This window comes from Arcobacter sp. ISO1, assembly GCF_058105185.1.
This window is the reverse complement of sequence record NZ_CM176573.1, coordinates 2,513,069-2,532,746: the sequence shown is the minus strand read 5'-3', so window position 1 is coordinate 2,532,746 and position 19,678 is coordinate 2,513,069. Positions and strand designations below refer to the sequence as shown.

Sequence of the window (19,678 nt, the reverse complement as noted above, 5' to 3'; positions counted from 1 at the left end):
ATTAATGTTATCTCCAGCAGAAGCAGCAAAAGCTGTATCGGGTGGTTCAGGGCATAAGGCTACTATGCCAATGTTAAGTATAATTTTCTTGTCTATTATGGCAGGTGGATCAATTGCGATGGGTGATATTTTTTGGGCCCATGCAACTGTTGGTGTAGCAAAAGCTACAGCACCAGGGATTGCAAACTTTTTAGGTGGTATTGCATTCTCTGCCGGGCTTATGATGGTTGTGTTCTTTGGAGGACACTTATTTACAAGTTCAGTATTAACTGGTGTAACTACAATGGAACATAAATTACCATTAAGTAAAATGATAATTTATTGGATTGTAGTTTGGGTATTCAACTTTGTTGGATCGGTTTTAATTGCATATATGTATTATAGAACAAATTTACCATTAAAATATGATGGTGAAATTTTAAAACACTTTATTGCATTAGGTGCAGGAAAAACTTCTTTAGCATTTGATGAAGCATTTATTAGAGCAATTTTTTGTAATGTGTTTGTTTGTATGGCAGTATGGACTGCAATTGCAGCAAAAGATACAGCAGGTAAAATTTTAGGTATTGTATTTTTAATTGGTGCATTCGTTGGTTCAGGTTATGAACACTGCGTTGCAAATATGTTCATTATTACTGAAGGTTTATTAGCTAAAGCTCATTATTTAGCAGAAGTTGGTGGTAATATGGAAGCTTTATCTCATCTAGCTCATGTTTCTGTTGACAAAATTAATAACCTAACAATTGAAGCAATGTTAGTTAAAAACTTAATTCCAGTTACATTAGGAAATATCGTTGGAGGTTTTTTCTTTGTTGGTGTTATTGGATTTATGTCGCATAAAGTAGATATGAAAAATGATTAATCTCAAAAACCTTCTTTAAATGAAGAAGGTTTTTGAATAAAAGGGTTTATAAAAGTATTTTAACTTAAAAAATTAAAGGTAAAAATTTTTTTACCTTTAAGAAAAGATTTATACTTATTAGTTTAATATTACGTTTAATATTTAAAAATAAAGCATCACCTAAGGTTTAGGTTTGGACATAATTGATATGCGTGAAACTATTATGACTACATATGCTTCAACACACTTGGAGTAAAAAAATGAACAGAAGAACTTTCTTAAAAAACACAACAATCTTGGCTGCAACATCTACAGTTATTCCTAACTTAGTACTTGCTAATGAAAATAAAAACCCATTTGGTATCAAAGAGGGTGTAAGAAAATTTACAATTAACAATAACTTTAAGCTTGAATCATCAAATGAAAAAGCTCAAATTTGGATTCCAGTTCCATTAAGTTCTAATTATCAAGAACTAGTTGATATCTCTTATTCTGGAAATTATGAAAAAGCAGAAATCGTTGAAAATGAATACAACACAAAAGTTTTATACGCAACTTGGAAAGTAGAAGAAAAAGAACCAAAAATTGATGTAAAATTTGAGGTAATGACAAAACAAAAATTTGCAGATTTATCAAAAGCAAAAAATGATGAAAATTATTCAGGTGAATTAAAAAAATATCTCGAACCAACTGCTCATATCCCTGTAAATGATAAACTTAAAGAGTTTACTGCACAAATCATAAAAGATGCAAAAACACCTTTAGAAAAAGCTCAGGCAATTTATGACTGGACAGTAACTACAATGTATAGAGACAACTCAGTTATTGGTTGTGGTGTTGGAGATGCTGGTAAAGCATTAGATGAAAAAATTTATGGTGGAAAATGTACTGATATTAGTTCTGTATTTGTTTGCTTACTAAGAAATGCAAATATCCCTTCAAGAGAGGTATTTGGAATTAGAGCTGGTAAATCAAAAATCTCAAAAGTTTGCGGTAAAGCAGATGAAAATGGTTTTGCAAAAATTACTGGTGGACAACATTGTAGAGCAGAGTTTTATGCAAGTGGTTTAGGTTGGGTTCCAGCAGATCCAGCAGATGTTACAAAAGTAAGACTTGGTGAAAAATTAACAAATGAATCTAAAAAAATAATTGATACTAAAAAATTCATGTTTGGAAACTGGGAAATGAATTGGGTTGCATTTAACTATGCTAGAGATTTTGTTTTAAATCCAAAACCAACTCAATATCCTTTAAATATGTTAGGTTATCCTTATGCTGAATTAGGTGAAGATGCACAAAACTATTATGATGCAAAATCTTTTGCATATAGTTATACTTCTCAAGAGAGAGTATGAAAAAAAAGGTAAATTTACCTATTATTAGTGCGGTTTTTACCGCACTATTATCAACACTATGTTGTTTACCAGCATTTTTATTTATATTCTTTGGTATTTCAGGTGGTATTTTAACTTATTTTACAACACTTGAATATATAAGAATTCCAATGGCTGTTTTAACAGTTGTTTTATTTATCTATGGAATAAGAAAACTAAATAAAAAAATAAAATGTGAATGCACAAAAGGTGAAAAACTTAAAAACTACACTTTTGTAGTTTTGGCATTTCTTTTAGTTTTATCTATACTTTTATATCCAGAGATAATTCCAATGTTTATGGAGTAGAATATGAAAACTTTATTATTACTAGTTCTTTTAGTGAGTTCTATTTTTGCACAACAAACTTCAGTTTTTGAAGTTAAAGGTATGCATTGTCCTTTATGTACGACAGCTGTTAAAAAAGCTATTAGAAAACTTGATGGTGTAGAAAAAGTAAGCGCCCGATTAAACACAAAAAGAGTAACTGTTGTACACGATGATAACGTCTCAATTGACTCAATTTTAAAAGCAATAAAAACTACATCTTATGAGGGTGTAGAAATCTCTACAGAAAAACCTATTGTAAAATAATAAACTAGTAAATATTTTATTTTCAATAATTAGTAAATAATTTTTTACTTTTTAAACTCCCTTTTAAAATAATTTATATATTATATTAAATTTATTTATTAAAATAATGATTTAATTAAATAATTATCTTCAAGGAGAATATATGTATGGATTATGGCAGAAGCTTTTTGGTAATCTTAAAGTTTTTAAAAAAATGTTATTGGTATCGATTGTATCGCTAATTTCAATGGTTGTATTAACTTTTATCCTTTTATTGGGACAAGAAAAGATGATGGTTAAAGAGAAAAAAACTCAGTTAGTTAATATAATTGACCTATCCTATAGCTTTGTAGAAAAAGAATATAAAAGATTTAAAACTGGTGAAATAACAGAAGATGAAGCTAAAAATAATGTAATTGAAGCATATAAAAGTTTAAGATATGAGGGTAATAATTATATTTGGATAAATGACAATAATTTAGATTCAGTAAAAATGATTATGCATCCAATAGATTCAGATTTAGCTGGTAAAGTTATGGATGCTAAAGTTTATAATGCTGCTACTGCAATCGATTTTGGAAAAGATTCAAAATCAAGTAAAAAACTAGCAAATACTAATATGTTTAAAGCTTTTGTTGAAGCTACACAAGATGGTGGTTCTGGTTTTGTTTATTATTCAAGAGTTGATAAACAAACAAATAAATTACAAAAAAAGCTTTCTTATGTAAAAGAGTTTGCTCCATGGGGATGGGTTTTTGGTTCTGGAATTTATATTGATGATATAGATGAAGAGTTTATGAATTCAGCACAAAAGGCAGGATTGATTCTTTTACTTATCCTTGGTATTTTGTCTTTTATTTTTAGAATGATTACTAAAGAGATTGTATCAAAAGTAACATTTATAAATGAAGGTTTAGAAAACTTTTTTGCATATTTAAATAGAGAAACAAATGATGTAGAGATTAAACAGATTATTTGTAGAGATGAATTTGGTGTTATGTCTGATTTAATTAATTCAAATATTGAAAAAGCTAAAAAAGGTATTAGAGAAGATAGAGAGTTAATTGATGAAACAATAAATGTTTTAGGTGAATTTGAACAAGGTGATTTATGTCAAAGGGTAAATATAAATGTTTCAAATCCAGCAATGCAACAGTTAAAGGAAGTATTAAACAATATGGCTGCTCACTTAGAACATAATATTGATACTGTTTTAGATGTTTTAGAAAAATATTCTAATTTTAATTATCTTGACAAGGTTAATACAAATGGTATTCAAAAAGATTTATTAAAACTTGCAAATGGAGTTAACAGTCTAGGTGATTCGATTACAACTATGCTAGTTGCAAGTAAAAGAGATGGTTTAAAATTAGATGATAGTTCAGCTTTATTATTAGAAAATGTAGAATCTTTAAATAATAATGCCAACGAAGCAGCTTCATCTTTAGAAGAAACGGCTGCATCATTAGAACAAATGACTGGCAATATTAGAAGTAATACACAAAATATCGATGAAATGGCTCAAATCTCACAAAAAGTTACTAAATCAGCAAAAGATGGAGAAATCCTTGCAAGTCAAACAACAACTGCAATGGAAGAGATTGATTCACAAGTAAATTTAATCAATGAGTCAATTACAGTAATTGATCAAATTGCTTTCCAAACAAATATTCTTTCACTAAATGCAGCTGTAGAAGCAGCGACAGCAGGGGAAGCGGGAAAAGGCTTTGCAGTAGTTGCACAAGAGGTTAGAAATCTTGCAAATAGATCTGCAGAGGCTGCAAAAGAGATAAAAAATTTAGTTGAAAGTGCAACTAGTAAAGCAAATGAAGGTAAAGAGATTGCTACAAATATGATTAATGGCTATGTGGCATTAAATGAAAATATTAATCAGACTACCACCTTAATTAGTAATGTAGAAATGTCTAGTAAAGAGCAATTGACTGGAATAGAACAAATCAATCAAGCAGTTGCACAATTAGACACACAAACACAAAAAAATGCCCAAGTTGCTTCTCAAACACAAGAAATAGCCTTAGCAACAGATAAAATTGCAAAAATGGTTGTTGATAGTGCTGATGAAAAAGAGTTTATTGGAAAAGAAAAATTAAAAAGAAGAGACAGATCATCTAGAAAAACTTATACAGGTGAAGAAAGAAGAGAATTAGAAAAACTTATTAAACCTTCATCTTCAGTAAGAAATGAGAGTATTAAATCTAAGATTCAAGAAAAAGATGATGAGTGGGAAAGCTTTTAAGCTTTCAATTTAATGTTAAAAACAGCACCTTCTTCGCTGTTTTTAACAGAAATTTCTCCTTTGAATTTCTCTTCTATAATTGCTTTTGATAAATAAAGTCCAATTCCAGTACCTTTTTCCTCTTTTGTTGTGAAATAAGGGTCAAAAATATCATCTATTATTGTTTCTGGAATTCCTCCTGCATTATCTTCAATCAAAATATTAATATATTCTTCTTTTTTATCTACAGTGATTTTTATTTTTGGACTATTTATATTATTCTCTACAATTGCATCCTTTGCATTTATTATTAGATTCATAATAACTTGAGAAAATTCATTTTTATTACCAAAAATAGAAATTTTTTCTTCTTCTTTTATTGATATATTTATATTACAGTGATCTAAAATAGGGCCAATAATATTAATTATTGAATTATATGATTCATAAATAGTAAAATACTTCTTCTTTTTGTCTTTTTTATAAAAATCTTTAAAATTATCAATTGTATTTGACATAAAATCTATTTGATATAAAGAGGTTTCTATAGATTCCTCTAAAAGTTCATCACTAAGTTTCCCTTTATTGTGATATGCTTTTAAATTTTGTAAATTTAATGAAAGTCTAGTTAAAGGATGTCTCCATTGGTGGGCGATATTCCCAATCATATCACCTAATTCAGCAAGTTTACTTTGGTTTTGTATAAGTCTATCTTTTTTTGCATTTTTTAAAGTCTCTACTTGTACTTTCTTGTCTAAATTTGTAGCCAAATCATGTAGTCTATCTGCTTGAGATACTACTATCTCATACATGTGTTTTAATGGTCTTGAAAAGATTATACTAAATAAAATAGACATAAAAAATGAGAATATTAAAATCGCAATAATCATTTTATTATTATTCTCTTTTACCTCTTTGATGGATTTATCAGTTTCTATAAAAATAAGATTAAATCTCTGATTTTGTAGTGTTAATGGTTGCAGATAAATATTACTTGATAAAGCTCTTCCATTTAAATTTTCACTATAAATCTCTTTTAAAATATCTTTTTCTAACTCTTCATCAATTTTATATTTACTATCATAAAAAGACCAATTGTATATTGGGTTTTTGTGTTTTATAAAAAAACCATTTTTATCCGTTAAATAGATATTGTAAATGGTTGATTTAGTGATACTGTCAAAAAGCTCTTTCATAAATATATTTAGTATAAGTATACCTTTAAATTGATTATTTATAAAAATCGGGGTTGCAACCCTAACTACTGATTTATAGGGAGTTTCTATCTTCCCATGTTCTATATTTAAATCAATTGGTGAAAACCAAATTTCATCTTTTTTTAGTTCTTTTACTTCTTTGAAATAGTATCTGTTTGATTTGTCTTGAAATTTAAATGTTTTAAAAGGCTCTTTAGATTTTTTATCTCTTTCAAACCTAAGTTCTTCCATCCCTTTTTCATCAATAAAACGCATTTGCATGTAATCTTTATTTGCTTCCATCATAGTTAGAAAAAGTAAATCGATATAATAATTATATGAGCCATCATTTATGAATTTTAAGAAATATTCATTTTTAGCAATTGCTAAAACTGAGTCTCCCCTTTTTATAAAGAAGTTATAAAATTCTTTCTTTTTTTCATCACTTTGTAGAGAAGCCTCTCTATCAAATTTTTTTAATCTTAAATCGTCTGATAGATAAATATGTATTATTGTTATAGACGTTATTAGTAAAAGTGTAAATGTAACATATGAAAAAAATAGTTTTAAACCAAAGTTTTTTCGTTGTTGTGAAAGTTTTTCTATTTCAATCATATTTTTCTATCTTGTATCCAATATTTCTAATGTTTGTTATAAAGTTTTCATTTAATTTAGTTCTTAATTTTTTGATTTTAGTTCTTAAAGTATTGTCACAAACATTTTTCTCTTCCCAAACATAGTCTTTTATTAATTCAGGTTTAACAGCTACACCCATGTTTTTAATTAATAAGTATAACAGTTCTTTTTCTTGAGAATTTAAATCTACTATTTCATCATTGTAAAAAAGCTCCATATTGCATAAATTAAAGGAATAATTTTCTGATATTTTCACCACTTCATCACAATTTTTATGAATTAATTGATTTATTCTAAGTTCTAATTCTTCTAAAATAAAAGGTTTTCTAACATAATCGTTACAACCTATAGAATATCCCTCTTTTACATAATCAATTTCATTCATGGCAGTTAAATAGATTGCTGGAGTATCTGATGTTTTTCTTATCTCTTTTAGGGTTTCAAAGCCATTTTTTACGGGGGTATTAATATCTAATAAAAAAATGTCATAGATATTTAAATCTACGTTGTCTAAAAGGCTTTGACCATCGCTAAAAAAATCAACTTTATGGTCATTTAATTCAAAATAATTTTTAACTTGTTTAGAAATAAACTCATCATCTTCTAGTAGTAATATTTTCATCTTCTCTCTTTATCAGTAATCAAACTTGCTTATATTTTAGATAATAAAAACTTAATATACTCATAAACTGTTTCATAATTCTTAAAAAAATATAAATTATTAAAAATAAATTAATATTATTATAATTGGCACTTTGCAAGCACTTTCCTCTGATAAACTTCGTTAATAGTTGGGATAAATCCTAACAAAAAAGGAGAAGAAATGAAAAGCACAATGCTAAAAATTGCAAAAGTAGCTTTTTTTACTGTAGCATTATCAGTTTTTGCTTTTGGAGCTGAGCACTCAAAAGGAAAAGTTGAAATGGCACCTGTAGAAGGTGGTGATTCATGTATCAAATGTCACAAAGGTATTGAGTCTATTAGAGACACAAAATCTGATATGATGAATCAAATTATTGCTATGGGAGAAAGCTTAGGTGATAGTGCAGGTTGTGTAGTTTGTCACGGTGGTAATCCTGAAGATGGAACAGTTTCAGGAGCGCATAAGGGTGCACCTAAAGCTCATGCTGGCGGGTTAGCTGAATTTGTTAGAGATCCAGGTTCAATTTGGATTGCTGATAAAACATGTGGTATTTGTCATGCTGATACAGTAGCAAATACAAAAAAAGCTTTAATGCAAACAGAAGCAGGTAAAATCCAAGGTAATCTACATTCATGGGGAAGTGAACCAACTAAAAAAGTTAAGTTTGCAAACTACGATGTTAAAGATGAAGATGGTAAAGAACCAGCTTGGGGAACAAAAGTATATAAAGATTATATGGTAAAAATGATCGATAAATATCCTGATCAATTCCCTACTGAATTAAAACAATTACCATTACCTCCAACTGGTCCAGAAGATTTCAAAGGTAAATCTGAAGATGAAATTGGATATATGGCTTCTATTACTTATCAAAGATCTGATTGTCAAAGATGCCATATTGGAGTCAGAGGAAGAAAAGGTAGAGGTGACTGGAGAGGTATGGGATGTTCAGCTTGTCATATCCCTTATGGGAATGAAGGATTATATGAAGGAAATGACCCAACTATCGACAAATCACAAAATGGACATATGTTAGTGCATATGATTCAAGGTACTAGAGAAGCAAAAGTTAAAACGCCTTCTGGAATGGAGTTTAGTGGTATTCACCCAGAAACTTGTAATTCATGTCACAACAGAGGTAAAAGAATTGGTGTTTCTTATGTTGGTTTAATGGAACAACCTTATGGTTCACCATTTGATATGGGTGGTGAAAATCAACCTAAAAGTCATGGTAAAAAATATAAACATATCAAAGAAGATCTACACTTTGAAGCTGGAATGACTTGTCAAGATTGTCACACATCTATTGATATGCATGGGGATGGTACATTATTTGGTACTACATTAGGTCAGGTTGAGATTGAATGTTCTGACTGTCATGGTACAAATAATAAATATCCTTGGGAATTAAAAGTTGGATTCGGTGAGAACTTTGGAATAGATACACCCGAAGGTCCAAGAGGAATGGCAAATGAATTACCATATTGGATGACTCAAGGAACAGTTTATGATAAACAAGGTGGGTATTTATTATCAGCTAGGGGTAATCCTTTAGGAAATGTTGTCAAAGTTGAAGGTAAACAAAAAGTTATTGCACATTTAGCATCAGGTAAAGATTTAGAAGTTCCTTTATTAAAGTATAAAGCTGAAACAAAAACATATAAATCTAAAGACGCACATGTTGCTATGGGTGAAGTTCAAGCACACATGGATAACTTAGAATGTTATGCTTGTCACTCTGATTGGGCGCCACAATGTTATGGTTGTCACGTAAAAGTTGATTATACTCCAGGAAAATCAAAAACAGATTGGATCGCATCAGGATCAACTAACTTTAAAAATGGTGAAACTTCAGAGTCTATATTAGGTACAAAAGGTAAAAAATTATTTGGTAAAGCAAGTGAAACTAGATCATATTTAAGATGGGAAGACCCAATATTAGGTATCAATGGTGAGGGATTAGTAACTCCTATTATGCCTGGTTGTCAAGTAACATTTACTGTAATTGGACCTGATGGTAAAACATTAATTATTAACAAACAAGCACAAGTTCCAGATGGACCAAATGGTTCAATGGTTGCAGGAACAGATATGTCTCCAGTTCAACCACATACATCAGGAAGAAAAGCTAGAAGTTGTGAATCATGTCACACTAATCCTAAAACTTTAGGATATGGAATTCAAGATGGACAATTTATGAAAAAACAAGGTGATGATATTTATATGGATCTTCAAGATTTAAGAACCGGTAAATTTATACCTTCAAATAAAAAAGTTCAAATGAAAGGTATTCCTGGTATGGATTATGATTGGTCTCAAGTTGTAACTAGAGATGGTAAACAGTTACAAACTGTTGGTACACACTGGCCAGCTTCAAGACCTCTTGACCAAGACCAAAGGGACAGAATGGAAAAAACTGGTTTATGCATGGGATGTCATGAAAATATGAGTGATAAAGAACTATGGAATAAACTAAATACAGACAAAAAGTTAAATATGCAAGAGCATATTCAAAAAATGAGTGAAATCTTTAAAAAAGCTGCAAAGTAATTTTGAGATGAACATATAAATAAGGGGAGCTTAGGCTCTCCTTTATTGTCTTTAACAATGTTAATGTTTAGAGTTAATATTGTTAATTACATTAAATAAGGGGAAATAAATGAAAAGTAATCTTTTTTCTAAAATGGTATATGTATCATTAATTGGAGTGACAGTTTTATTATCAGGTTGTATAAGTGAAGAGACTAAAATAGATACAGTTAATAATGCTGAAGTTGATAAGAAAGTAAAAGAGATAGAAAAAAATATCCAAAAAGCTATAAATCAAAAGAATGTTTCAAAAAAAGATGAAAAACCATTAGTTTATGCATCTTATGATTATATAGTGCCTGAAGTTTTTAAAGACGTAGCAAAAATTCAACCAAATGGTAAACAAATGATGTTAGTTTTTGGAACTAATTCTGACCCATATTCAGATAGATTAAAGGCTGATATTGCAGCATCAAAAGAATTACAACAAAAAATAAAAGATGAATTCTCATCATATTATTTTAAAGCCCATGAAAATTTAAGACATAAACAATTTCATGAAGGACAATTATTAGATGTAGATACAAAAACTATGATTATGGTTTATGGGATTGAAGCAACCCCAACTATTATTTTTACAGATAAAGATGCAAAAGCTGTTATTGTTGTACCAGGTTATATGCCAACACAGCAGTTTTTAGTAACTATGGATTTTATGAAAAGTGGTGAATGGAAAGGTAAAGATAGAAAAAATGGTGAAGTTTATCAAGCTTTAAAAGATTTCTATATTAAAAATGGAATAGATGTATTAAAAAAAGGATAATAAATGAAAAAACTTATATTAATAGCTTTTTTAATTTTTTCAAACTCATTTGGAAATGAGCTTTTTCAAGGTGGTAATGAACTAGTTGCAAAGGGTAAAGGTGTAATGTTTATTTTTGAAAGTGATACTTGCCCTTATTGTGATGTATTAAAAAAAGATTTTAGAGAAAATAAACAAATGAATACACTAGCCAAAGAGTTTAATATCTATTTGATAAATAGAGAAAAAGAACAAGATTATTTAGTTGGGAAAGCAAAGAAAAAAGAAACGACTACAACTCTTAGAATGGCTTTTGCAGCTAAGACAACTCCAAATATTGTAATGTTTGATAAACATTGGAATAGGATTTTTCAATTACCTGGATATGCAAGTCCATCTCAAATGATTACTTTTATGAAGTTTGTAAAAGGATTACATGAGGGTACATATAATACAAAAGATTGGGAAAAATATTTAAGAGAGAATGGGGTTTAACAATTAGTTTTTAATTGTTAAGTTTTAAAAAGATATGATTTCCTTTTAATTTTAAAGGTTTGATTTGAATTCTAAATATAAAGTTATTATAGTTATTACAAGTTTGTTAATAGTTTTATCGATAAGTATATCTTTTGTAAATTATGTAGTTTCTTTAAATAGTGCCCAAAAGCAATTAAAAAATCAATCCCTTCCTTTATCTTTGGATAATATATATTCTGATATTCAAAAAAATATTATCCAACCCTATTTAGTTTCTTCAATGATGGCAAATGATACTTTTGTTCATGATTGGTTATTAAACGAAGAATCAAATGAAAAGAAAATTATTAAGTATCTTGAAGCTATTAAAAATAAATACAATATGTTTAATACTTTTTTAGTTTCTAATGAAACAAAAAATTATTATACTCCCCACGGAGTTGTAGAAAAAATTAAAAAAGATAATCCAGCAAATAAGTGGTATTTTGACTTTTATAGTTCCCAAGGTAAGCATGAAATAAACTTAGATTTTAATGAACATTTGTCAAATAATATGATTATGTTTATTAACTATAAAATTTTTGATAGTAACTTTCACTTTATTGGTGCAACAGGAGTTGCTATTAAAATATCATATATTGATGAATTACTTGAGACGTTTAGAAGTAAATACAATTTCCATGTAACTTTCTTTGATAAAAACGGAAGGGTAGTTTTATCTGAAAGAAAATTTTATAAATATAAAACTATAAAAGAAGATAAAACTCTTAAAAAATTTGAAAATGTTATAATTTCTAAAAAAAGTAATATCATTGAATATGAGCATAATGACTCAAAATATATTATAAATACAAAGTATATACCAGAGCTTGATCTATATTTAACAGTAAAAGTAAATTTAGATGATTTTACTGAAGATGTAAAGAATATTTTTTATTTTAATTTGATTACTTCTATTTTTATCACCTTTATAATTGCCTTTATTGTTTTTTATATTATTAGAAACTACAGTAAAAAATTAGAATATTTATCACAATATGATTCTTTAACTGATCTTTCAAATAGAAGGGACTTTGAAGAGAAATTAAATAGACAAATTGATTTACACAAAAGAAAACCCCAACACATATCTTTTGTATTTTTAGATATTGATAATTTTAAATCAATAAATGATAACTATGGTCATGCAAAAGGGGATTTAGTCTTAAAAGAGATTGCAAATATTTTAAAAAGAAATACTAGAAAAACAGATATTTTAGGGAGATGGGGTGGAGAAGAGTTTGTTATCTCTTTTATTGGTTCCTCTTTAGAAAATGCTATTTCAGTTTGTGAAAATATTAGAAAAGAGATTGAATCAAATATAAAAATAAAAAAACTTGTAAGTCTTAAAGTAACAGCAAGTTTAGGTATCACAATGCTAAAACAAACAGATACAGTTGATACAATCACTTCAAGGGCAGATGAAGCGATGTATAAGTCTAAAAAGAATGGTAAAAATCAAATAAATAGTTTGTAATAAGTTTAGATGATTATTTCATCTAAACTTTTATTTCTTACATCATCAATTTGAAAACAAGCATTTGCTATTTTTCTTGCTGTGTCTTCTTTGTATTTTTCTACAATGTCTTTGATACACTTCATTTCATCTTTATCAAACATAGAAGAATCAAAATCCTCTTCCATTTTTAAAAAATTTAGTTCAATAAATTTTTCTTTTGTAAGAATTTCAATATCTATAAAATCAAGCATATCAGTAATAAGATAAAGTCTTTCATCATCTTCTTCTAAATCTTCACCATTTGCAATAATATCAAAAAGTTCAGTTAATACAAGAGCTTCTGGATTTCTTTTTTGCTTTATATACTTGTCTCCAAAAATCTTTCTACCTTTATTCTTAAAAAAGTCATAATCAATTAAAAATAATAGAATTAGTAGCTTTCTATCATTTAAATGTTTTACATCCTCATCAAGCATGTAGATTATTACATTTGCAACTTTTGTTATATCAATATTCAAATTATTCCTTTAAATTAAATCTAATGAGTCTTCATTAAATTTATATGTTTTATGTGCAACCTTTGTTAAAATCTTTTTCTCTGCTAATTCTTTAAAAAGCTTAATTAATGTAGGTTTAGAAATAGAAATTTTATCCATAATATCTGAATATGAGGTTACAAGCTCATTATTACTGTCTAAATTTGAAATAATATATTTTATGATTTCAACTTGCTTACTATCTGTAACTGCTGATATTGTTTTTATCACATTAATATTTTTTTGCATCTCATGGGATTGAACTATCGGGAACAAAATATCATGTAAAGTATTTAGCAACTCTTTTATATTTATTGGTTTTACAATATAATTTTCAACTTTTAGTTTTATAGCATCTAAAAGATATTTTGTGTCTGTATGCGCAGTTGTTAATATAGTTGGTATATTTATATCTTTTTGTTTTGTATCCCTTAAAAAGTCAATTCCATTTTCATTTTCTAATAAAATATCTGAAATTATAACATCTACTTTTTTGCTTTCTAAAACTTCAACTGCTTCCTTTGATGTGTTTACTGCATAAACATTTGCAACAAAATCATCTAAGATATCTTTTGTATGTGTTAGTAGAGACTTATCATCTTCTAAATATAGTATATTAAATGTTGACAAGATATTAAGGTTTCTTTCTTTAGTCATCACTTTGTCCTTCATTTTTATTATCTAATGGAATATCCACAATAAAAAGTGCTCCATATTCCAGTTTTTCACTATTTATTTTATTGTAAACATTCTTACACTTTATATTACCATTCATATGTGTTTCAATAATTTGTTTACACATATAAAGTCCAATCCCCGTTCCTGCACTTTTATATTTGGTTGTATAGTATGGTTCAAAGATGTGTGGAAGGATTTTTTCATCTACTCCATCACCATTATCATATATAAGTATTCTTGCTTTTTGTCTATACTCTTTAACCACAATTTTGATAGCTTTTTCTTTATCAATATTTTTTAATGCATCTTTAGAGTTTGAAATCATATTTAAAACTACATGGGATAATTCATTGTAGTATCCATAAATATTTAAGTCATTCATGATGATTATATTTAATTTTATATTCTCTTTTTCGAGTATATATTTAGATAAATCAGCTGCATGTAAAACACAATCCTTTACTGAAAACTTCACTTTATCCTTATTCGGACTAAAAAAGTTTTGAAAATCATCTAAGGTATTTGACATATTTTCTGCAAGAAGCACTGCATCTTTAGTTTTTTGTTCAACAAATTCAAAGGATAGTTTTCCAAATTCCATTTTTGTTTGAAATGATTGAATAATCATCATTAGTGAGCCTAATGGTTGTCTCCATTGATGTGCAATATTTCCTAACATCTCACCTAAACTTGCTAGTTTTGATTGTTGGAACATTATTAAGTCTTTTTTTCTAGAGTTTGCTACTTCTTTATTGATTTTTATTTCAAGATAATCATTTAGTTCTTGTAACTCTTTTGTTTTTTCATTTACTGCATCTTCAAGGTTAAAGTGCAATTTTCTAAAGTTGTTAATTAATAAAACTGATAAAATAACTGAAAATAAAAATACAGAAACAATAGAATAGATTAAAATAGTTGTTAATAGATTAAAGGTTTTTTGAGTCTCTCTTTTTTCTGTTACTGCTAGATTTAAATCATAGTTTGTAAGATTTGTAATATATACATTTACTGAATTTATCTCAAAATAAAGTTTATCAATAAAAAATATTGCCTCAACAAAGTTGTTTCTTTGAAGAAGTTGAACTATTCTATTGATATCTTTATGTAAATCTGAGATTTTTTCATTTATATTCAAAATTAAATTACTTTGTAAAATCTTTTCATTATCATCTTCTTTATTTATTTCAAAAAAATCATTAATAAAATTAGTAATAAAAGATTTCTCATATTTTTTGTCAATAGTTGCTTTTTTATAGTTTTTCCAACTTTTGTTAATAAGTTGTTGTGCTAAAGAGATAATATCTTTTGCTTGATAAATGGTAATATTTTTTTGTTGGATTTCATAAAATGTATCATAAATATTGATTTTATAGATATCTTTTATATTTTCCAGTTCAATAATAGGCTTTGTTCTTTTTTCAAATAGGGTATCAAAGTCACTTTTCATTGAGTAAACAGATATCTGAGATAAAGCAATAATTGATATCATACCACCTGTTATAATAAACAGTAAAATAGAACTTTTATATCTAAATGACAAGTTCTCATAATAATGTAGTATTTTTTTAATCATCTTTATTTATCTCTTTGAAAGTTGAATCTTCATATTTAAATAAGTAGACTTTGTTTGATAGTTGATCTTTCTTATGATCAAGTTTAATACCTCTTAATAGTTCATTTGGCAGTTTATTCCATTGTTCTAAGAAAGCACTTCTAGTTAAAATACCTTTTACATTTTTAATCGATTCAACAACACTTTTTGCAATAAGAAAGGCTTCAAGGGAGATAAAACTTAATGGTTCTTTAGGATAATATCTTCTCATCATATATTTATACTCTCTAACAATTTCAATTTTAAAATTATCAAAACTTGGAACTACTTGAGAGAAGATTATGTTTTTTGTTTCATAATTTAGCTCTTTTACAATAGCACTAGCATCACCAAAAGAGATAATACAAAAAATTGAATCTTTTAATAGGGGATCTAATTTTGCTTTTTTTATAAATAAAGCATTTGCTTGATATGCACCCACCATAATAATAGCTTCAGGTTTAGAATCTCTAATTTCACTAAAAGCATGTTTTATAGATAATGTATTCCTTTTATACATACCTTCGCCATTTAAATCTAAATTTCTATTTCTGAGAGATTTTATGGTTGAAACAAATCCCTCTTCACCATAATCATCATTTTGATAAAAAACAGCGAATTTTTTTATCTTCTTTTTTGTATTTAAATACTCAATTATTTTATCAATCTCTTCATAATAAGAGGCTCTAAAGTTTACAATATTTTGTTTATTTTTATCTCTTAAAAAAGAGGCACCAGTAAAAGGAGCTATAAATGGTATAGAATTGTTTTCTACTATAGGTAATATTTTTTTTACTGTAGGTGTCCCAACATAACCATAAAATGCAAATAAATCTTTTCTATTTAATAGCTTATTTGTATTTTCAATTGTTAAATTAGGTTCATATTTATCATCTAGTGAAACTAAAGATATTTTTTTCTTATTTGGTAAAATACCTTTTTCATTAACATATTTAAAGTAGGCGTTAGTACCAAGCTCTACATTCTTCCCCCAGTCTTTCATGATACCAGTTTTAGGCAAAGAAGCTCCAAGTACTATAGTATTATTATAAAATTTCTTATCATTAAAAAAATAAACTAAAAAGACAAAAATAATAAAAACAGCAATTAAAATTTTTTTCAATAACTCTCCTTAAAATTGTAATTATACCATAATAGTAAACTTAAATTTAACAAAAATTAAAAAGTTATAAAAATTTAGTAAAAAAAACTTAACTATTTAAGCTTTGATAAAGTCTAATCAGTTTAGAATGGTAAAATATTTTTTACCAATAAGGCATAGGTTATGCAAGAGTATATTTACTACAACAAACAAAACTTAGATTTTCCATTATCTGAAAAGATTTTAGTGACTAACAATATGATTGAATATAAAGATTCAGATTTTATTGTTTCAAATACAAATCTTTTTAATGCAGAATTAGTTGCTGACGAAATCGATTTTTATATTAGAAACTCACAAGATACAATAGCTAACAAAATTAAAAATGTTGAAAAACTTTATGACTTAAATGAATCAAGATTTGATAATGCTCAAGATATGACTTTTAGTCAAGATGTACAGAAAAAAGTTTTATTAATCTGTGAAGACTCATGGAAAAAAGAGTTTATTAAAAAAATAGTCTCAAATGAGTTTGATCTTTTTCACATTAATGAAAATATTTTAAAATCAATCGATGGATCAATTGGAAATTTAAAAGTAGTTGTAGATGATGACAATAAAGACATAACTTTAAATATAGATCAAATCATTTGGTTTGACATGAAAGATGAAGGTAAAAAACAAAGTGGATGTTTTGATCCACTTGAAACTTCTATTGACGATGTTTTAGCTCAAGTTAGAGCTAATATTTCAAATTATGAATATAAAAAGTTTTTAAGTTATGATAAAACAATTTGTCAATACCACGAAAGAAGAGATGAAACCTGTGCTAAGTGTGTAGAGGTTTGTCCAACAACAACAATTATTAAAGATGATGAAAAAAAACATTTACATTTTTCACAAATTGATTGTCATGGATGTGGTGGTTGTATCTCAGTATGTCCAAGTGGTGCTTTAGACTATACTCCATCAGATAGAGAGTCTATTTATTCAATGAGTAAATTTTTCAATGGACATATTCCTTTAATTATTCCAGATAAAATGAATGTATCTTCTTTAGAAATTCAATTAAAAGAGGATGTTTTACCATTTAAGATTGAAGGTGAGAAATTTTTACATGAATCAACTTTATTAACAATATTACAAGAATCAGGTTCTCAAGTAGTTTTTTATACTGACTTTTTATCTAAAGGAACTATTGATTCTATTTCTATATTAAATCAAATTTATCAAGCAAAATATCAAAAAGATGCAATTATTGTTGCAATGAATAAAGAAGAGTTAGTTGAGGCTTTAGAAAAAGCAGATTTTATTGATGGTTCAAGATATCAATTAAATGATATGAGTTTAAGAAAAAGAGAAAATTTTGCAATTAGACTTTCAAAAATTGTTGGTGAATATAATTATGGTGAAGTCCAAACAGGACCAAATGTTCATTACGCAAAGGTTGAAGTAAATGAAGCAAATTGTACTTTATGTTTATCATGCGTTGGTGCATGTAATGTAAATGCAATCTTTGCAGATGCAAATGATAATACTTTAAGATTAAATCCATCATTATGTACCTCATGTGGATATTGTGAAGCATCTTGTCCTGAAGTAGATTGTTTAACAATTAAAAGGGATGTGATTGAATTACAACCTATGTGGTTTAAAGAAAATATCTTAGCAAAAGATTCACTTTTTGCTTGTGTTGAATGTGGTAAAGAGTTTGCTACTACAAAAGCAGTTGAAAAAATTGCAAAAATAATGTCTCCTATTTTTGCTAAAGACCCAATCAAAGAAAGAACACTTTATTGTTGCGAAACATGTAAACCAAAAATTATGATGAAAAGTTACATGTCTAATCCAACAAATTATAATAACAAACAAGGAATTGCTATATGAATACTCAAAAAATCAATAAAGCAAGAGCTTTATATTATGCAATGTTTTCTCGGTTTTTTGTTTTTACAACTAACAATAACAGATATTTAGAACTTATTTCTATTATCGATACTTTAAAACAAAATCCATTAGATGAATCAACAAATGAAGCTTTTGAAAATATTAGAAAAGTCTTAAAATCTGATTCAAACATTGTATTTATGAATGAATTTGATGAGATTTTTCACTCACCACATACAAAAACAGTTAGAACAACTGCCTCATATTTTGATGAGAATATTGAAAGTGGTAAAAAAAGAGTTGAGATGCAAAACTTCTTAGGAAAAACAAAAATAAGAAGAGACGAATCTAAATACACTGATTATGAAGATCATATAGGTTTCATCTTCACAATTATGGCAGAGTTATGTGAACTTCAAGCAGAAGGACATGATGAGTATTCAAATACAACTCATTGTATCTTTGCACAAATTTTAAACGAATTTGTAGATGAATTTGCACAAGAACTATATGAACATGAAAGTGCAGATATTTTTAAAAATGTAATTGTTTTATTAAAAGCATTTGTTGAATTTGAAAGAATCTATTTAGAAGTTTCAAAACCAAATATTGTTTCAAAACCTTCAAAAACAAAAGTTTCTGAAGAGATTTCAGATGAAGAAAAAGCTAGACGTGCAAGAAATAAAGCAATGAAAGCAAATGGACCTAAGAAAAAAGATGATGAATCTTGCCCTGTATTCGTAACTTACGATGTGGAAGATGGAATCTAAATAAACTTATCCCTTATGCGACTTAAGTAAGGAAATAACTTTTCTTTATTTAAGTCTCATTTATGGGGCTAATCACAAAAAAAGGAGCAACTATGCAAGAAAGTAGAAGAGATTTTGCTAAAAAAACTGCAATAGTTGTTGGTGCTACTGCTGTTGGTACCACGGTGTTAGCATCTGCTAACAGTTCTACAAAGGCTGACGTAGAATCAAATGGTGTTGTTGTAGGGAAATCTCCTAAAAAAGAGATTCTTTATAAGAAATCAAAAGCTTGGGAAGATTTTTACAAACAAGCTTTATAAGAAGGAGAAGTA

Annotated in this window: 18 protein-coding genes; 12 read left to right on the top strand and 6 right to left on the bottom strand. The window is 27.5% G+C overall.

Going from position 1 to position 19,678, the window contains the following annotated elements:
* Positions 1-4 precede the first annotated feature (4 nt).
* The 5 genes from AC2TY9_RS12520 (at position 5) to AC2TY9_RS12500 (ending at position 5,043) form a co-directional block, all read left to right on the top strand.
* On the top strand, positions 5-862 hold the full coding sequence (locus AC2TY9_RS12520; RefSeq protein WP_489777845.1) for a formate/nitrite transporter family protein: 858 nt from the start codon (positions 5-7) through the stop codon (positions 860-862).
* 239 nt (positions 863-1,101) lie between these two features.
* Positions 1,102-2,196, top strand: coding sequence for a transglutaminase-like domain-containing protein (locus tag AC2TY9_RS12515; RefSeq protein WP_489777844.1), 1,095 nt, complete (start codon positions 1,102-1,104; stop codon positions 2,194-2,196).
* A complete protein-coding gene (locus tag AC2TY9_RS12510; RefSeq protein WP_489777842.1) occupies positions 2,193-2,522 on the top strand; it encodes a mercuric transporter MerT family protein in 330 nt (109 codons plus the stop codon). Before AC2TY9_RS12515 ends, AC2TY9_RS12510 begins: the two co-directional genes overlap by 4 nt.
* A gap of 3 nt (positions 2,523-2,525) precedes the next feature.
* A complete protein-coding gene (locus AC2TY9_RS12505; protein WP_489777841.1) occupies positions 2,526-2,807 on the top strand; it encodes a heavy-metal-associated domain-containing protein in 282 nt (93 codons plus the stop codon).
* A gap of 142 nt (positions 2,808-2,949) precedes the next feature.
* Complete coding sequence (locus AC2TY9_RS12500; RefSeq protein WP_489777840.1) at positions 2,950-5,043, top strand: methyl-accepting chemotaxis protein; 2,094 nt, start codon at positions 2,950-2,952, stop codon at positions 5,041-5,043.
* Here AC2TY9_RS12500 and AC2TY9_RS12495 read toward each other — a convergent pair.
* Together AC2TY9_RS12495 and AC2TY9_RS12490 are read right to left on the bottom strand one after the other, a co-directional pair.
* Positions 5,040-6,833 (bottom strand): sensor histidine kinase, encoded by a 1,794-nt coding sequence (locus AC2TY9_RS12495; protein ID WP_489777839.1) that lies wholly within the window; start codon positions 6,831-6,833, stop codon positions 5,040-5,042. The genes AC2TY9_RS12500 and AC2TY9_RS12495 overlap by 4 nt on opposite strands.
* Complete coding sequence (locus tag AC2TY9_RS12490; protein WP_489777838.1) at positions 6,826-7,476, bottom strand: response regulator transcription factor; 651 nt, start codon at positions 7,474-7,476, stop codon at positions 6,826-6,828. The genes AC2TY9_RS12495 and AC2TY9_RS12490 overlap by 8 nt, the downstream gene beginning before the upstream one ends.
* A gap of 201 nt (positions 7,477-7,677) precedes the next feature.
* Between AC2TY9_RS12490 and AC2TY9_RS12485 the strand changes: the two genes are divergently transcribed.
* From AC2TY9_RS12485 to AC2TY9_RS12470, 4 genes are all read left to right on the top strand, one after another.
* On the top strand, positions 7,678-10,047 hold the full coding sequence (locus AC2TY9_RS12485) for a cytochrome C (protein WP_489777837.1): 2,370 nt from the start codon (positions 7,678-7,680) through the stop codon (positions 10,045-10,047).
* 109 nt (positions 10,048-10,156) lie between these two features.
* Complete coding sequence (locus AC2TY9_RS12480) at positions 10,157-10,849, top strand: thioredoxin family protein (protein ID WP_489777836.1); 693 nt, start codon at positions 10,157-10,159, stop codon at positions 10,847-10,849.
* Positions 10,850-10,852: 3 nt separating this feature from the next.
* Complete coding sequence (locus tag AC2TY9_RS12475; protein ID WP_489777835.1) at positions 10,853-11,323, top strand: thioredoxin family protein; 471 nt, start codon at positions 10,853-10,855, stop codon at positions 11,321-11,323.
* 64 nt (positions 11,324-11,387) lie between these two features.
* A complete protein-coding gene (locus AC2TY9_RS12470) occupies positions 11,388-12,821 on the top strand; it encodes a sensor domain-containing diguanylate cyclase (RefSeq protein WP_489777834.1) in 1,434 nt (477 codons plus the stop codon).
* Between the two features lie 5 nt (positions 12,822-12,826).
* Here AC2TY9_RS12470 and AC2TY9_RS12465 read toward each other — a convergent pair whose 3' ends face one another.
* From AC2TY9_RS12465 to AC2TY9_RS12450, 4 genes are read right to left on the bottom strand one after another with little or no spacing between them, the layout of a single operon-like run.
* The gene (locus tag AC2TY9_RS12465; RefSeq protein WP_489777833.1) at positions 12,827-13,321 is read right to left on the bottom strand and encodes a type II toxin-antitoxin system antitoxin SocA domain-containing protein; all 495 of its coding nucleotides are present in this window, start codon (positions 13,319-13,321) and stop codon (positions 12,827-12,829) included.
* 9 nt (positions 13,322-13,330) lie between these two features.
* The gene (locus tag AC2TY9_RS12460; RefSeq protein WP_489777832.1) at positions 13,331-13,996 is read right to left on the bottom strand and encodes a response regulator; all 666 of its coding nucleotides are present in this window, start codon (positions 13,994-13,996) and stop codon (positions 13,331-13,333) included.
* Positions 13,989-15,590 carry an ATP-binding protein gene (locus AC2TY9_RS12455; protein WP_489777831.1) on the bottom strand — a complete coding sequence of 534 codons (1,602 nt, stop codon included), beginning with the start codon at positions 15,588-15,590 and terminating at the stop codon, positions 13,989-13,991. Before AC2TY9_RS12455 ends, AC2TY9_RS12460 begins: the two co-directional genes overlap by 8 nt.
* On the bottom strand, positions 15,583-16,731 hold the full coding sequence (locus AC2TY9_RS12450) for an ABC transporter substrate-binding protein (protein ID WP_489777830.1): 1,149 nt from the start codon (positions 16,729-16,731) through the stop codon (positions 15,583-15,585). The genes AC2TY9_RS12455 and AC2TY9_RS12450 overlap by 8 nt, the downstream gene beginning before the upstream one ends.
* A gap of 162 nt (positions 16,732-16,893) precedes the next feature.
* Here AC2TY9_RS12450 and AC2TY9_RS12445 point away from each other — a divergent pair, with 162 nt between their 5' ends.
* From AC2TY9_RS12445 to AC2TY9_RS12435, 3 genes are all read left to right on the top strand, one after another.
* Positions 16,894-18,597, top strand: coding sequence for a 4Fe-4S binding protein (locus AC2TY9_RS12445; protein ID WP_489777829.1), 1,704 nt, complete (start codon positions 16,894-16,896; stop codon positions 18,595-18,597).
* Positions 18,594-19,367, top strand: coding sequence for a TorD/DmsD family molecular chaperone (locus tag AC2TY9_RS12440; protein WP_489777828.1), 774 nt, complete (start codon positions 18,594-18,596; stop codon positions 19,365-19,367). The genes AC2TY9_RS12445 and AC2TY9_RS12440 overlap by 4 nt, the downstream gene beginning before the upstream one ends.
* A 92-nt stretch (positions 19,368-19,459) precedes the next feature.
* Positions 19,460-19,666 carry a twin-arginine translocation signal domain-containing protein gene (locus AC2TY9_RS12435; RefSeq protein ID WP_489777827.1) on the top strand — a complete coding sequence of 69 codons (207 nt, stop codon included), beginning with the start codon at positions 19,460-19,462 and terminating at the stop codon, positions 19,664-19,666.
* The last annotated feature ends 12 nt before the right edge of the window (positions 19,667-19,678 follow it).

Coding starts and splice junctions, on each gene's coding strand:
- AC2TY9_RS12490 (WP_489777838.1), bottom strand. CDS start 7,476: ATGAAAATATTACTACTAGAAGATGATGAGTTTATTTCTAAACAAGTT.
- AC2TY9_RS12495 (WP_489777839.1), bottom strand. CDS start 6,833: ATGATTGAAATAGAAAAACTTTCACAACAACGAAAAAACTTTGGTTTA.
- AC2TY9_RS12510 (WP_489777842.1), top strand. CDS start 2,193: ATGAAAAAAAAGGTAAATTTACCTATTATTAGTGCGGTTTTTACCGCA.
- AC2TY9_RS12480 (WP_489777836.1), top strand. CDS start 10,157: ATGAAAAGTAATCTTTTTTCTAAAATGGTATATGTATCATTAATTGGA.
- AC2TY9_RS12505 (WP_489777841.1), top strand. CDS start 2,526: ATGAAAACTTTATTATTACTAGTTCTTTTAGTGAGTTCTATTTTTGCA.
- AC2TY9_RS12445 (WP_489777829.1), top strand. CDS start 16,894: ATGCAAGAGTATATTTACTACAACAAACAAAACTTAGATTTTCCATTA.
- AC2TY9_RS12440 (WP_489777828.1), top strand. CDS start 18,594: ATGAATACTCAAAAAATCAATAAAGCAAGAGCTTTATATTATGCAATG.
- AC2TY9_RS12435 (WP_489777827.1), top strand. CDS start 19,460: ATGCAAGAAAGTAGAAGAGATTTTGCTAAAAAAACTGCAATAGTTGTT.
- AC2TY9_RS12460 (WP_489777832.1), bottom strand. CDS start 13,996: ATGACTAAAGAAAGAAACCTTAATATCTTGTCAACATTTAATATACTA.
- AC2TY9_RS12500 (WP_489777840.1), top strand. CDS start 2,950: ATGTATGGATTATGGCAGAAGCTTTTTGGTAATCTTAAAGTTTTTAAA.
- AC2TY9_RS12520 (WP_489777845.1), top strand. CDS start 5: ATGTTATCTCCAGCAGAAGCAGCAAAAGCTGTATCGGGTGGTTCAGGG.
- AC2TY9_RS12515 (WP_489777844.1), top strand. CDS start 1,102: ATGAACAGAAGAACTTTCTTAAAAAACACAACAATCTTGGCTGCAACA.
- AC2TY9_RS12475 (WP_489777835.1), top strand. CDS start 10,853: ATGAAAAAACTTATATTAATAGCTTTTTTAATTTTTTCAAACTCATTT.
- AC2TY9_RS12455 (WP_489777831.1), bottom strand. CDS start 15,590: ATGATTAAAAAAATACTACATTATTATGAGAACTTGTCATTTAGATAT.
- AC2TY9_RS12485 (WP_489777837.1), top strand. CDS start 7,678: ATGAAAAGCACAATGCTAAAAATTGCAAAAGTAGCTTTTTTTACTGTA.